The sequence below is a fragment of the Natrinema gari JCM 14663 genome (assembly GCF_000337175.1).
GTDB lineage: Archaea > Halobacteriota > Halobacteria > Halobacteriales > Natrialbaceae > Natrinema > Natrinema gari.
This window is the reverse complement of the sequence record NZ_AOIJ01000061.1, coordinates 198,459-211,693: the sequence shown is the minus strand read 5'-3', so window position 1 is coordinate 211,693 and position 13,235 is coordinate 198,459. Positions and strand designations below refer to the sequence as shown.

The following is a 13,235-nucleotide window of genomic DNA, read 5'->3' as shown; positions in this document are numbered from 1 at the left end:
ATTTATCTCGTTGACACCACCGGACGGATGCCGGCACGACGACTCCTGTCGGTCGGGCAGCACGACGGGCGTCTCGCTCGACGGGATTGCGAACGTAAACTCGGTGCGTTAGTCGGCCGTGAGCGCCCACTCGTCGGTGCCGACCGACTCGAGGACTTCGCGCCGTTCCATCTCGGCGAGGACTTCGGACAGCCGATCCGGCTGGGCGATCTCCATCTCGATGCGCTCGATGCCATGGTGTTCGTTGAGGAAGTGACGAAGCTCTTCGATCGTGAAGGTCTCCTGGTCCGCTTTCTCCATCGCACTGGTGATCAGATCGACCATGTCCTCGATGAAGTTCCAGGGATAGACGACCCAGGTCCACTCCTCGAGTCGTTCGCCAACGTAGTCGGGCCGGAACTCGCTGGTACCCAACAGTTGGAGGGTCGCGGTCCGAACCTCGCCGGCGTTGCGGTCGTCGACGTACTCGTAGGCCCGTTGGATCGAGCCGCCGGTGTCGGCGATGTCGTCGATGATGAGCACGTCCTTGCCGTCGACGCTGCCCTCGGGCATGGGGTAGCGGACGGTCGGCTCGCCGGCCTTCTCGGCGGTGCCGACGTAGTGTTCCATCTTCAGGCTCGTCAGGTCGTCCAGCCCGAGGAAGTCACAGAGACAGCGGCCGGCGAACCAGCCACCTCGAGCGAGCGCGACGACGACATCGGGCTCGAACTCGTCGTCGCGAATGTCGTCACTGACGTCCCGACACAGGCCGTAAATGTACTCCCAGTTGGTTATGGTACAGTCGAAATCGTCCGGTAGATCGGACATCTGATGGCCACCTACCCGGTGACTCGAGCGCGGCCCCCTTAAGTTGGCTGAAACCGGCCGCGCCGCCAACGGGTCCCGCCGCCTCGGACGGAGCCGATAGTAATTTATAATTCAGTAATACAACCTAGTTATCGATGCCGCAGACTCAGATCCAGGCCGCCCGCGAGGGAACGGTGACGCCCGAAATGGAACGCATCGCCGAGCGAGAGAATCGCGAACCGGAGTTCGTCCGCGAGCAGGTCGCGGCAGGACAGGCGGTCATTCCGGCAAACAAGCACCACGACGCGCTCGACGCGATGATTATCGGCCGGGAGTTCGCGACGAAAGTCAACGCCAACATCGGCAACAGCGAGACGACCAGCGACCTCGAGACGGAACTCGAGAAACTCCACACCGCGGTCCACTACGGCGCGGACACGGTGATGGACCTCGGCACCGGCAGCGACCTCGACGAGATTCGGGAGGCCCACATCGAACACTCGCCGGTGCCGCTGGGGACGGTGCCGCTGTACGAGGCCGTCAAGCAGGCGGGCAGTCCCGAAGATATCACGACAGACCTGCTGCTCGAGATCGTCGAGAAGCAGGCCAAACAGGGGGTCGACTACATGACGATCCACGCCGGTATCCTCGTCGAACACCTGCCGTTGACCGACGGACGGAAGACCGGGATCGTCTCGCGGGGCGGCTCGATCATGGCCAAGTGGATGGAGGAACACGGCGAACAGAACCCGTTCTATCAGGTCTTCGACGAACTCTGTGACATCTTCGCCGAGCACGACGTCACCTTCAGCCTCGGGGACAGTCTCCGGCCCGGCTGTCTGGCCGACGCCTGCGACGAGGCCCAGTACGCCGAACTCGACACGTTGGGCGAACTGACCCGCATCGGCTGGGACCACGGCGTCCAGGTGATGGTCGAGGGACCGGGCCACGTCCCGATGCACAAGGTCGCCGAGAACGTCCAGCGCCAGCAGGAGGTCTGTGACGGTGCGCCCTTCTACGTGCTCGGGCCGCTGGTGACCGATATCGCGCCGGGCTACGACCACATCACCAGCGCCATCGGTGCCGCGATGGCGGCCCAGGCCGGCGCGGCGATGCTGTGTTACGTCACGCCGAAGGAACACCTCGGCCTTCCCGAGGAGGAAGACGTTCGCGACGGCCTCGCAGCATATCGGATCGCCGCCCACGCCGCTGACGTGGGCACCGAACGCCCCGGCGCGCGCGACTGGGACGACGCCCTTTCCGAAGCGCGCTACGAGTTCGACTGGCGCGAACAGTTCGACCTCGCGCTCGACCCCGACCGCGCACGCTCGTTCCACGACCAGACCCTGCCCGGAGACAACTACAAGGAAGCCCGCTTTTGCTCGATGTGCGGGGCCGAATTCTGCTCGATGCGGATCGATCAGGACGCCCGCGAGGACGGCGAGATGCAAGTGATCGACGGCGAGGCGCGGACCGACCTCGAGGCCTCGCCGGCCGCGGAGGTCAACCGGCCGCCCGTGGGAACCCACGAGTCGGGCGCGTTGCCGCCGATGGCCGACCACGAGGGCGGTGACCCGCTCGAGGAACCGGCCGACGAATAACTCGCTCAGTCCCCGCCGATCGTCCGGCATGTCTCGTCACCGTTACGTGGGTGGCAAGTCAGTGGGACGGTAGATATTCGAGAAGTTCCTGCCAAAACGGGATGTCGTGCGATCAGGTATGCAATGACGTTCAGTTGCTACTATAGCCGTTCCCGACGACGAGTTCACGTGTGTCACCGACGCGGCCGACGGACCGCACGGTCGGTGAGTAAACTGCCATAGCATCTGCTATCTGAAAACCGTGTATTATTACACCAGTGTCCGGTGAGACGACACTGGCATCCACTCGCCCCAGCAGATAACAGAAAATCAGTAAAAGAATGGGTCGTTTCCTCGACAGGGCTTACATACCAACCCGTTTTGCTACTTTTCGGGCAACGACATCCACGCCGGTCGTAACTGAAACGATGATGATGGCGATTGGAAACACAGCGTACGGATACCCAACCAGAATATCCGACTCACCACCAGTGCCCAGTAGTCCCCAAAACGTGAGGACAGTTACAGCGAACAATCCAACCAACGCGCCCGCGTTTCCACGGGTTGCAAAAATGTACACTGGAAGTCCAGCCTGAAGCGCCACTAGTGGGACGACAGTCACGAAAACCCAGAGGAGGTACTGAAACGTGAAGACACCAGATGCAAACGCGTCATGGACATATCGCGGACCAAGATAGACCAGAGCACACATCAGGACGTACCAACCACTACTGGCTGCAGCGCCCCCTTTCGGAGTATCGGTTCGCTTCTGGAGGGCATACAGTCCGAGGAGGGTAAACGATGCAAGCGCGATAGAGACGGCCGCATCAACAGGACTACTCCCGAATGTCGGGTCAATATTACCCTGCATACTCGTTTGGCACTGTTGGCGTGTAGATAGTTGCTACGCGGTCACCTGTCTTCACTCGAGGTTACTGGACAGACAGGAGGATAGCCTGTATGCTTGTCAGTGTCCTTTTACACTTCCTCGAATGTAGTCGTAATTGCCCGATGCAGAGTCAATGTTTGCGTTCCCCGCCCATTTTGTCAACACGTCCGTCCAGTCATCCGACACTTCTTCGCGCGTCTCTGACACTCTCCAGTTGACATCACAGCCGATTCCGACCCATTCGCAGCCTTGATTGTGATCCACCGGGTCTCTATGACCCGCCCCGATAACCGCTAGATTATCAACGCCGGACAGATCATACGCTCGGACGTGATACTGATTTGGCACCACATCAGGAGAGATATTCTTTTTTACATGTTCGTCTTGCGCCTTGACGGTAGATTCGTCCTCGAAGATGTATTTATCACCGGACGGCCATGGCGATTCCCAGCCCACATTCTGCATCTCTGCCTGTATGTCCGATGCATCGTTTCCAGTATCCCACGCGACATTGATCGGTGCTGTTCGCTCGGCGAGGTCATCCGGATCGGACGGGTCGTCTCCATTGTACGTGTACTTCGAACACTCCGCAGCAAGCAGCGGGTTCGATTCCGCCTGCGGGGAGACGGAATCGTCGGCTAACACTGCACCCCGTGTCCGCATCTCCTGAGCGTAGTGTTGCTCGACAGTTCCCAAAATTGTTGTATCTTTGTATTTGATTACGTCCGGATCATCCTGCCGGGCTATCTCTAATCCGGTCCCCTCGAGAACACTATCGACATCAGTCTGCCCTGAAAGTTGAACTTCGATCGCTTGTTCATCGATGGTCATCTCGTCGCTCCCGAGGTCAACCGTACTACCTGGCTTGACAGCAGGGTTGTAACTTCCGGACTCGGTGTTCGTTGTAACTTCTCCGTCTCGCACTTCGACTGAGATGGGATTCGTCTCTTCGACCTCGAATTTCACTTTCCGGAGAAATCCATCGTCCATGGGGATCCGACGAATGATGCGCCGTCCGCTGGCCAGAACAGGGCGACTACCATCGTTCGTTCCTTGGACTGGCGTTGCTCCGAGAGACATGGTACCGCCGAACGCAACAGCGCCGAATATTTGCAGCGTCTTGCGACGAGTTGGGTTTTCATCCAACATGTCAGTTAGATATTTCACCAGCAGTATAAATCTAATCTATATCCACTATATATAAACATATATTAATGATGAGAAAATAACTATATCACTGGTTGTTCTGCATCTCCTTGATCGGCGTCTTTCCATCGAGGACTTGACGCAGTCTCCGTCGGTTGTAGTAATGCACCCACTGTACAAGGACGGCCTGCGTTCTGCGCCGATCGATCGTCTTGCCTCCCTCTCCGACGAGAGTCTCGAGTCGGGAATCACTCCCCCCGGGAGTGACGATGACGGCACTGTCTGAACGACCAAGGACAACCCCCGCCTTCGCGAGGTCGATGTCGGTTATGAGGCGCGTCGGTGACGTGCTAGACACCGGTCAGGCCGCGCTCGATGAGTCCGGCGACGACTGAATCGGGCCGGAAAGGTGGTCTCGCTGATGAGAATTCGGTGAAAAGCGTCTACCATCTATCAACACCCGAAACAGTAATCGAGAACGGACAGTACGCTTATCTGAGGCAATGTTGACGGATCCGTTATCGATGCCCCCCGTTCGACGCCGCACCGTGGTGACGTCAGTATCGACAGCAGCATTATCGGCCGTGGCGGGCTGTACCGATTTCCTCTCCCAGGAGTCGGACGGCGAGCAGGGTACCGATGCCAACCGGTCAGAACCGGTCACGGACGTGGCGATGTCGTTCGTCAATGACCTCGCGGACGCGCGATTCGAGAGCGCCCTCAAGCGGTTCGCGCCGTCCGTCCGGGAAGAGATAGGTGTCGGCCAACTCGAGCAGATTTGGCTTGGATACACGGCAGTCGGCGGCGCGTTCGACGGGATCGCTGCCACCGAGGAGACAGTGATGAGCGGCCACGATACCATCGATGTCACGATGGCGTTCGATCACGGCGAGCACGGGCTTCGTCTGGTCTTCGACGCCGAGTCCCGTATCTTCGAGTTCGCGTTCAACGACGCCTACGAGCGACCGACCTACGTCGACCCCAGCGCGGTCGACGAGCGAGATATCGACCTCGAAACCGACGAGTGCTCGCTTGGCGGGACCGTCACGACACCGTCCAACGGTGACAACGTCCCGGGAGTCGTTCTCGTCCACGGCTCCGGGAAGGCAAATAGGGATGTCCAACAGGTCGCGACGCGGATGTTCAAGGATCTCGCCGACGGGCTCGCGACGCAGGGGATCGCGACCCTGCGGTACGATAAGCGGACCCACACGTGTGAGGTGGCGCCGGCGGACCATACGCTCGATCGCGTCACCGTCGACGACGCGCTGGTCGCGATTGAGCGTCTCCGAACGGTCGACGGCGTCGACGGCGACCGGATCGTCGTTGCTGGTCACAGTATGGGCGGCATGGCTGCCCCACGAATCGCCGACCGAGACGGGAATCTGGCCGGCGTCGCCGGGTTGGCCGCCCCGGCGCGCCCGTTCCACGAGATGGTCCTCGACCAGCTGGAGCATCAGGCGACGGTCGGCGATCGAACGTGGGAGGGAATGAGCGAACGATACGAGGAGTGGTCCGACGATGTCGCTCGGATCCGGGACGGCGACTACGATCCGGACGAAATTATCGTCGGGCTACCCGGTGCCCTTTGGGCGAGCCTCGAGTCCTACGATCACATCGAAGTCGCCGGCAAGCTCGACGCGCCGCTGCTGTTCCTGCAGGGCGACCGCGACTACCAAGTCACTGTCGAGGACGACCTCGAGCTGTGGCGATCGGAACTCGGCGACCGGTCAGTGCCCGAATTCAAGACCTACGACGGCCTCAATCACCTGCTCATGCCGGGCGAGGGACCGGCCGTCGTCTTCGAGTCCTTCGTTCGGAACAACGTCGCCGAACGCGTCGTCGATGATTTCGTCGGCTGGATCGACGACGTGTAATTGCATCAAAGTCGCCCCGGTTTGAACTGACAGGCGACTCCTGAAGACGAACTGGGGCTTTGAGGACCGAGGATTCATACGACAGTCGTCCAACCTATGTCGTATGGAGACAACTCGTATCTTGCAGGTCGACGCGTTTACCGACGACCCACACACGGGGAACCCAGCCGGTGTCGTCCCGGACGCGGACGGCCTCTCGAGCGACCAGATGCAGGCGATCGCTGCGGAGATGGCAGTCAGCGAAACTGCCTTCCTCCGCTCGAGCGAGACCGCAGACCGCCGGATCAGATACTTCACGCCGACCCAGGAGGTCGATCTCTGTGGGCACGCGACGATCGGCACCTTCGCCCACCTCCGCGACGAGGGCCTCGAGCCCGGGACGACGGCCCTCGAGACGAACGTCGGCCGACTCGAGATCGACGTAGACGAGGACGGGACGATCTGGATGACACAGGACGAGCCGTCGATTCGCGAGGTCGATATCGGATACGGCCGCGTGGCCGACGCGCTCGGGGTCGATCGGGCCGCGCTCGAGGGCGCGAGCGACGACATTCCGCTCGCGGTGGCCTCGACCGGCCTCCCGTTCCTGATCGTCCCGATCACGTACCTCTCAGATGTCGGCGACGCCAACCCGGACCTGGCGGCGGTCGAGGCGCTGACGAACGCCGTCGACGCGACGGGCGTCTATCTGTTCACGTTCGACGCCCTCGAGGCCGAGTCAACGGTCCACGGGCGGATGTTCGCGCCGGGAGCCGGCGTCCCGGAGGACCCCGTCACCGGCACCGCAAGCGGGGCCGTCAGCGCGTACCTCGATCGCTTCGGCGCGTTCGACGGCGACCTGCCAGCGGAACTCCGACTCGAGCAGGGCCACTACGTCGACCGGCCGGGAATCGTTCGCGTTCGCCTCGGGGACGCCGTCCGTGTCGGCGGCCGCGGCGTGACCGTGCTCGACGGTTCGATGGCCGTTCCCGAGACCGACGAGGACGAAATCCTCGAAGCCTGACCGCGCGGTCGGAGTCGGGCGCGGGAGTCCCCGTCGGTCGCCTGCACCGGCGCGTGATTTACTCAGATCCGAGTTTCGGCTGGGAGCGCCCGTTCGCAACCTTCTTTATTCGTTCCACTGAGGGACTCTCTAGAGATGGCTGTACTCTGGCTGGACGAGATCAGTGCCGGCGACCTCGAGCAGGTCGGCGGTAAAGGTGCCTCCCTCGGTGAGTTGACGGGCGCGGGGCTGCCCGTTCCACCGGGATTCGTCGTAACCGCCGGGACCTACCGATCGTTTATCGAAGAAGCCGAAATCGACGAGGAACTGTTCGCGGCCGTCGACGTTGATGTCGACGACTCGACCGCGCTGGCCGACGCCGCCGACCGCGCACAGGAACTCATCCTCGAGACCCCGTTCCCCGACGAGTTACGCGACGAGATCCTCGAGAGCTACGGCGAGGTCGGCGACGGTGAGGCGTTCGTCGCGGTTCGGTCGTCGGCGACGGCTGAGGACCTGCCCGACGCCTCCTTCGCGGGCCAGCAAGAAACGTTCCTCAACGTCACCGAGGAGGACTTGCTCGACCGCGTTCGGGAGTGTTGGGCCTCGCTGTTCACCCAGCGGGCGATCTACTACCGCCAGGAACAGGGCTTCGATCACTCCGCGGTGAACATCGCGGTCGTCGTCCAGCAGATGGTCGACGCCGAGAAATCGGGCGTGATGTTCACGAGCCACCCCTCGACGGGCGATCCGACGATGATCATTGAGGCCGCGTGGGGACTGGGCGAGGCCGTCGTCTCCGGCGCGGTCTCGCCGGACAACTACGTCATCGACCGCAAGGATCGCTCGATGGACGTGACCGTCGCCGAGAAGAAGGTCAAACACGAGAAAGACGAGGCGACCGGCCAAACCGTCGAGCGCGAGGTGCCTGAGGACAAGCGCACCCAGCGGGTCATCTCCGACGACGAGATCAGCTCCCTCATGGATCTCGGTGAGCGCGTCGAGGACCACTACGGCGAGCCCCAGGACGTCGAATGGGCCATCGTCGAGGACGACGTCTACATGCTCCAGTCCCGACCGATCACGACGATCGACGAGGAGGGCAGCGACGCCGCGAGCGCGACCGGCAGCGTCGACCCCACAAAGGGCCTGACCGACGGCAGCGGGAGCGTCCAGGCCGCCGAGAACACCAGCAGCGCCGGCACCGCCGACGCGGGCGGCTCCGGCGAGGTCATCGTCGACGGCCTCGGCTCGAGTCCGGGGACGGTCAGCGGCCCCGCGAAAATCGTCACCAAACTCGACGATCTGGCCAAGGTCGGCGAGGGCGACATCATCGTCACCGAGATGACGATGCCCGATATGGTGCCCGCGATGAAACGGGCTTCGGGGATCATCACTGACGAGGGCGGCATGACCAGCCACGCCGCCATCGTCTCCCGCGAACTCGGCGTTCCAGCCATTGTCGGGACGACCAACGCGACGACGATCCTGGAGGACGGCCAGGTCGTCACCCTCGACGGCGACAAAGGCTCCGTGCTCGAGGGGAGCGAAGTCGAACCGGAAGAGGAGACCGAACCCGTCGAGGAGGTCCGTCCGCAGTCGCCGGTCAAGCCGATGACCGCCACCGAGGTCAAGGTCAACGTCTCGATCCCGGAGGCGGCCGAACGTGCGGCCGCGACGGGCGCGGACGGCGTCGGTCTGCTTCGGACCGAGCACATGATCCTCTCGCTGAACCAGACGCCCGAGAAGTTCATCGCCGAAAACGGCGTCGACGACTACATCTCGGAACTCGTCGACGGCATCCGCGGCGTCGCAGACGAGTTCTACCCGCGCCCCGTCCGTGTCCGCACTCTCGACGCCCCGAGCGACGAGTTCCGACAGCTCGAGGGCGGCGAGGACGAACCCGAAGAGCACAACCCGATGCTCGGCTATCGCGGCATTCGGCGCTCGCTCGACCGGACCGACGTCTTCGCCCACGAGCTCGAGGCGTTCCACCGGCTCTACGAGATGGGCTATGACAACGTCGAGATCATGTTCCCGCTGGTCAACGACGCCGAGGACATCTATCGGGCCAAAAGCTGCATGAAAGAAGCGGGCATCGACCCCGAGAAACGGAAGTGGGGAGCGATGATCGAGACGCCTGCAGCCGCGCTGTCGGTCGAGGAGATGGCCGAGGCGGGCATCGACTTCGCCTCCTTCGGGACCAACGACCTGACCCAGTACACGCTCGCGGTCGACCGCAACAACGAACACGTCGCCGACCGTTTCGACGAACTCCATCCGTCTGTCTTGCGACTGATCGGTGACGTCATCGAGACCTGCCGCGAACACGACGTCGAAACGAGCATCTGCGGACAAGCCGGCTCCAAACCAGAGATGGTTCAGTTCCTCGTCAACGAGGGCATTAGCTCCATTTCGGCGAACATCGACGCCGTCCGCGACGTCCAACACGAGGTCAAACGCGTCGAACAGAAACTCCTGCTCGATTCCGTCAGATAACTACTAGCTGGTTGCGTTTTCCACGCCGTCTTTCGACCGTCTCGAGCGACGGCTGCTGTCCCGCTTCAACCGGTCCCGCCGTCGCCTCGCGTTGGAGCCCCCATGGAGCAGTGACCGCCGGCTCATCCCAGGGCCGCGTTGGGAAAGGCCCATGGTGTGGGCACGCGTCGATTGACGTATGAGCGACCGCTCGGACGAGGTCACCGAGAGCCGAGACCCTCCCGCTACCGACGACCTCGTAGAGGAAACGGACCGCTTGCTCTCGGACACGGGCACTGACGCCGGCGACGCACCGCCCGAGTCCGCCGGCGCGTCGGCTCCGTCCGTCGACGCCGATCCCTTGGATTCCCAAGCCGGTCTCGAGCGCGGATCGACCGGCACGCCCGCCGACGACGGCCCGGCCGAGGGGTCCGAAAGCGGCACCTTGCGGTCGTGGTTCGCCCCGCTTACCGCCCGGCTCTCGCTCGGGCGGTACTTCTCGCCGAAGGGGTACGTCGCGCTCGTGGGCGTGCTCAGCGCCGGCTTACTGGCCGGCGCAACCGCACTGCCGGTCGCCGGCCGTCCAGTCGGGATGTTTACCGCCGCCTTCGCGGTCGGACTCCTCGCGTCGAAGCGGCGCTACCTCGAGGTGGGTGTCGCCGGCGTCTCGGTCGGCGGCATCGCGGCGATCCTCAGCAACGCCGTCATCGCCGCCATCGGCTCCGGACAGACGCTGGTCGCCGTCGGCGCGACCGTCGGGCTCCTCGCGTCCGTCCTCGGCTACTACTTCGGTCGCGATCTCCGCGCCGGACTCTCGCAGGATCTCGATTGAACCGTTCTCAGCCGTTCGTCGTCAGTTCCCAGCCCCGTTCGGTTCGCCGCACGACCCCGTTATCGGCCATCACCTCGAGCAATTCGGCGACGACTTCGCGGGGAGCGTCGATATCGTCGCTGAGCTCGTCGACCGATTTCGGCTTGGCACGGATGCTCGCGAGCAGGTCGGCGTAGATCCGGCTTTCCGGCCCGGCACCAATGGATTCGGAGATCTCATCGAGGACGTCACAGAGCCGCCCCTGGACCCATCGCTGGGCCAAGGAGAGTTCGTTCTCGAGTCGCTCGAGGTCCTGTAGGGCGACGAGCAGGTCGTCGAGGTCGTCAGCGTCGTCCCAGGCGACATCGAGCGAGAGGTGCCGGCAGGTGGTGATATCGAAGCTGTTGTTCGCCGGATAGGCGCTCTTGCTCGCGAAGCCATAGGGTGAGACGGACACCTCGAGACGGACGTTCCGAGCGATATGGAAGTACTTTCGCCGCTGGTCGTCGACGCGACTTTCGATCAGTCCCGCTTCCTCGAGTTTTCGGAGGTGCTCGATAACCGCCTTGGGACTCACGCCGAGGTATTCCGAAATTTCGGTCACGTAACACGGTTTGCGGGCGAGCAACCGAAGGATTCGTCTTCGGTTTTCGTTCCCGAGTAAATCCAACAACGCGGCGGAGTCCATCGAGAGGGGGTTAGTGATCGCCGCTGAAAAGCGTGTCTGCTCACCGTACTGTCGGGAGACCCGGGTCGACGGGGCGTTACCGCGACCCACGGCCGGTATCGGTCCCGCCGCCAGCGCCGCCTCCCATTCCGCCGCCGGGATCGGCCGTCCGATCGCCGCCTTGTGAGTCGGACCCGGCGGACGATGGTCCTGTCGATCCCCCGTCGTCGTTTCCACCGGCGTGGCCGTTCCCGGACTCGGTATCGGTTCCGACTGGGTCACTGGCTTGGGACCCAGCGCCGTCCCCATTCGTCCCGTCGTTTCCGTTGTCGTCCCCGTTCGACCCCAGCGCAGCGTTTCCGTCGTCGTCCCCGTTTGATCCCGGTGCAGCGTTTCCGGGGCCGGACCCGTTATCCTCTGCTGCGCGGTTTGGGGTTCCGTCCCCGTTCGATTCGCCGTTCTCGGAACCGCCCCCTGTATTCCCGCTCTTTCCGGGGACATCGTCACCGTGTGGGGAGCCGGTCTCCGTCCCCTCACCGGTTCCGGCTTCGGTAGGGGGGCCTGCTCCATTCCTGTTTCCGGGTGTCCGATCGCCGCTCGAGCCGCCCGTGTCGGCGGATGGGCCACGGTCGTCCGGCGGTCCCGCTCCGACACCGGGGGGCCCGTCGGAGTCGGACAGTCCGCGAGCGACCGCCGCGATGTCCGGCCCGGCTTCCGCCGAGGCGTTTTCTCGGAGTCGCGTCGCGTTCTCCCGCAGCGTCGCGAGATCGCTGTCATCGATACTGCCGTCGTCTATGGTCTCGGTTGTTCGCTCGATCGAGCGCTCGAGGGTGGCGATTTCGACGGTCAACTTCGCCATTCTGGATCGATACGCGCCGCGTGAAAGCCCCGCGCGCTGCTCCCGGAGCTCGGCGCGTTCGGCCTCGAGCGACCGCAGTTGCGATTCGAGTTCGGCCGTCCGGTCGCCGACGATGGCCGCCTGACTCTCGTCGTCCGCGGTTTCGTACGCCGCTTCGAACATCCCGGTCTCGACCGTTTCCTTCGTCTCAGCCGCGGTCGCCTGCAGCAGCGTTCCGACGGACGCGTTCGTCGGTGCCGTCTCGGAGCGGGCGGAGTGGAGAGCGTGGTCCTCCGTCAACGAATCCACGGCTGCGGCGCTTGCAAGCGGCGCGACCGTGAGTCCGACGACGACGGCCGCGAGGAGGGCGACCGACCGAGTGGTTGTCATCGGCTCTATCGTTGGCCGGAACATAGTAAAAAGACGGACCTTCGTTCGGACCGTTTACTTGGACCGGTACGTCGCCGAGAGGGGATTTGAGCGTTCAAGGCGGCAGGAACTCGCGTCGTTGTCGCTCGGCGAAGGACACCACTGTCGGTCGCGCCTGCCCGGCCGGTTCTCACCGTTCGGACCGTTTCATTCGCTCGAGGACGAATCAATAGCGAGCGACGACCCGTGGGGAACGAAACGCCGGCCAGTCCCGGGATGACCGCCCGATCGCTCGACGCTGCGGATCGATCATCCCGGCCCGTCTCGAGAACCGAGAGAACGGTCTGATAGCGCGACTGTTTAAACGTATTCGCAAACAGTTATGTCCATCGAACCCATGGTATTAGTTATCATGTTCGAGGTGTTTTCCCGAAGCTATTATCTCGGACGTCTCTACGTGACCCCCACCGACGGGGAGCACGCACTCATGCACAGCGAGCAACACGAGCGGCTCAACGAGGAAGTGTACGCGACCGGCGACGGTCTCGAGCGCCTCGATACGCCGCTCGTGATGAAGTTCGAGTCCCGGCACTTCCCGGTCCACGGGGCGGCCGATGTCCCGACGAACACGCTCGCGGTGCCCGAATCGATGCTCAAGGGAACCGACGTTCGAAACCCCCCGTCGCTTCGGGAGGTGTTTCTCGCCCGCCGCGACCGGGCCCGGCAGTTGCTCGACCTCGCCGGCGGCTGGCAGGCATCGGGAGACGACGGCTCGGCCGACGACCTGCGAAACGCCGGAACCTAGAAGTACG

Annotated in this window: 11 protein-coding genes; 6 read left to right on the top strand and 5 right to left on the bottom strand. The window is 63.2% G+C overall.

Translation table 11 applies throughout. The annotated features are described in order from the left end of the window. Positions 1-108 precede the first annotated feature (108 nt). Positions 109-807 (bottom strand): phosphoribosyltransferase, encoded by a 699-nt coding sequence (locus tag C486_RS15215; protein ID WP_008457620.1) that lies wholly within the window; start codon positions 805-807, stop codon positions 109-111. Between the two features lie 134 nt (positions 808-941). On the opposite strand from C486_RS15215, the gene thiC reads away from it, so the two are divergent. Then, positions 942-2,387 carry a phosphomethylpyrimidine synthase ThiC gene (thiC, locus tag C486_RS15210; RefSeq protein WP_008457618.1) on the top strand — a complete coding sequence of 482 codons (1,446 nt, stop codon included), beginning with the start codon at positions 942-944 and terminating at the stop codon, positions 2,385-2,387. 343 nt (positions 2,388-2,730) lie between these two features. Here the strand turns inward: thiC and C486_RS15205 are convergent, their stop codons facing one another. Both C486_RS15205 and C486_RS15200 read right to left on the bottom strand, forming a co-directional pair. Then, positions 2,731-3,237 carry a hypothetical protein gene (locus C486_RS15205; protein WP_008457616.1) on the bottom strand — a complete coding sequence of 169 codons (507 nt, stop codon included), beginning with the start codon at positions 3,235-3,237 and terminating at the stop codon, positions 2,731-2,733. A gap of 96 nt (positions 3,238-3,333) precedes the next feature. Next, complete coding sequence (locus tag C486_RS15200) at positions 3,334-4,404, bottom strand: hypothetical protein (protein ID WP_241432513.1); 1,071 nt, start codon at positions 4,402-4,404, stop codon at positions 3,334-3,336. Between the two features lie 521 nt (positions 4,405-4,925). On the opposite strand from C486_RS15200, the gene C486_RS15190 reads away from it, so the two are divergent. The 4 genes from C486_RS15190 (at position 4,926) to C486_RS15175 (ending at position 10,570) form a co-directional block, all read left to right on the top strand. Continuing rightward, positions 4,926-6,278, top strand: coding sequence for an alpha/beta hydrolase (locus C486_RS15190; protein ID WP_049910612.1), 1,353 nt, complete (start codon positions 4,926-4,928; stop codon positions 6,276-6,278). Positions 6,279-6,381: 103 nt separating this feature from the next. Further along, the gene (locus tag C486_RS15185) at positions 6,382-7,281 is read left to right on the top strand and encodes a PhzF family phenazine biosynthesis protein (protein WP_008457608.1); all 900 of its coding nucleotides are present in this window, start codon (positions 6,382-6,384) and stop codon (positions 7,279-7,281) included. Positions 7,282-7,416: 135 nt separating this feature from the next. Beyond that, positions 7,417-9,759 (top strand): phosphoenolpyruvate synthase, encoded by a 2,343-nt coding sequence (gene ppsA, locus C486_RS15180; RefSeq protein ID WP_008457605.1) that lies wholly within the window; start codon positions 7,417-7,419, stop codon positions 9,757-9,759. Positions 9,760-9,937: 178 nt separating this feature from the next. Then, positions 9,938-10,570, top strand: a complete 633-nt coding sequence (locus tag C486_RS15175; RefSeq protein WP_008457603.1) for a hypothetical protein — start codon at positions 9,938-9,940, stop codon at positions 10,568-10,570. Positions 10,571-10,577: 7 nt separating this feature from the next. On the opposite strand, the gene C486_RS15170 is transcribed toward C486_RS15175, so the two are convergent. Together C486_RS15170 and C486_RS15165 are read right to left on the bottom strand one after the other, a co-directional pair. After that, positions 10,578-11,237, bottom strand: a complete 660-nt coding sequence (locus C486_RS15170; RefSeq protein WP_008457602.1) for an ArsR/SmtB family transcription factor — start codon at positions 11,235-11,237, stop codon at positions 10,578-10,580. A 76-nt stretch (positions 11,238-11,313) separates the two neighbouring features. Then, entirely contained in the window at positions 11,314-12,444 is a 1,131-nt protein-coding gene (locus tag C486_RS15165) for a hypothetical protein (RefSeq protein ID WP_008457600.1), read from the bottom strand. Positions 12,445-12,835: 391 nt separating this feature from the next. On the opposite strand from C486_RS15165, the gene C486_RS15160 reads away from it, so the two are divergent. Further along, positions 12,836-13,228 (top strand): DUF5802 family protein, encoded by a 393-nt coding sequence (locus tag C486_RS15160; protein ID WP_008457599.1) that lies wholly within the window; start codon positions 12,836-12,838, stop codon positions 13,226-13,228. Positions 13,229-13,235 lie beyond the last annotated feature (7 nt).

Coding starts and splice junctions, on each gene's coding strand:
- C486_RS15215 (WP_008457620.1), bottom strand. CDS start 807: ATGTCCGATCTACCGGACGATTTCGACTGTACCATAACCAACTGGGAG.
- thiC (WP_008457618.1), top strand. CDS start 942: ATGCCGCAGACTCAGATCCAGGCCGCCCGCGAGGGAACGGTGACGCCC.
- C486_RS15205 (WP_008457616.1), bottom strand. CDS start 3,237: ATGCAGGGTAATATTGACCCGACATTCGGGAGTAGTCCTGTTGATGCG.
- C486_RS15200 (WP_241432513.1), bottom strand. CDS start 4,404: ATGTTGGATGAAAACCCAACTCGTCGCAAGACGCTGCAAATATTCGGC.
- C486_RS15190 (WP_049910612.1), top strand. CDS start 4,926: ATGCCCCCCGTTCGACGCCGCACCGTGGTGACGTCAGTATCGACAGCA.
- C486_RS15185 (WP_008457608.1), top strand. CDS start 6,382: ATGGAGACAACTCGTATCTTGCAGGTCGACGCGTTTACCGACGACCCA.
- ppsA (WP_008457605.1), top strand. CDS start 7,417: ATGGCTGTACTCTGGCTGGACGAGATCAGTGCCGGCGACCTCGAGCAG.
- C486_RS15175 (WP_008457603.1), top strand. CDS start 9,938: ATGAGCGACCGCTCGGACGAGGTCACCGAGAGCCGAGACCCTCCCGCT.
- C486_RS15170 (WP_008457602.1), bottom strand. CDS start 11,237: ATGGACTCCGCCGCGTTGTTGGATTTACTCGGGAACGAAAACCGAAGA.
- C486_RS15165 (WP_008457600.1), bottom strand. CDS start 12,444: ATGACAACCACTCGGTCGGTCGCCCTCCTCGCGGCCGTCGTCGTCGGA.
- C486_RS15160 (WP_008457599.1), top strand. CDS start 12,836: ATGTTCGAGGTGTTTTCCCGAAGCTATTATCTCGGACGTCTCTACGTG.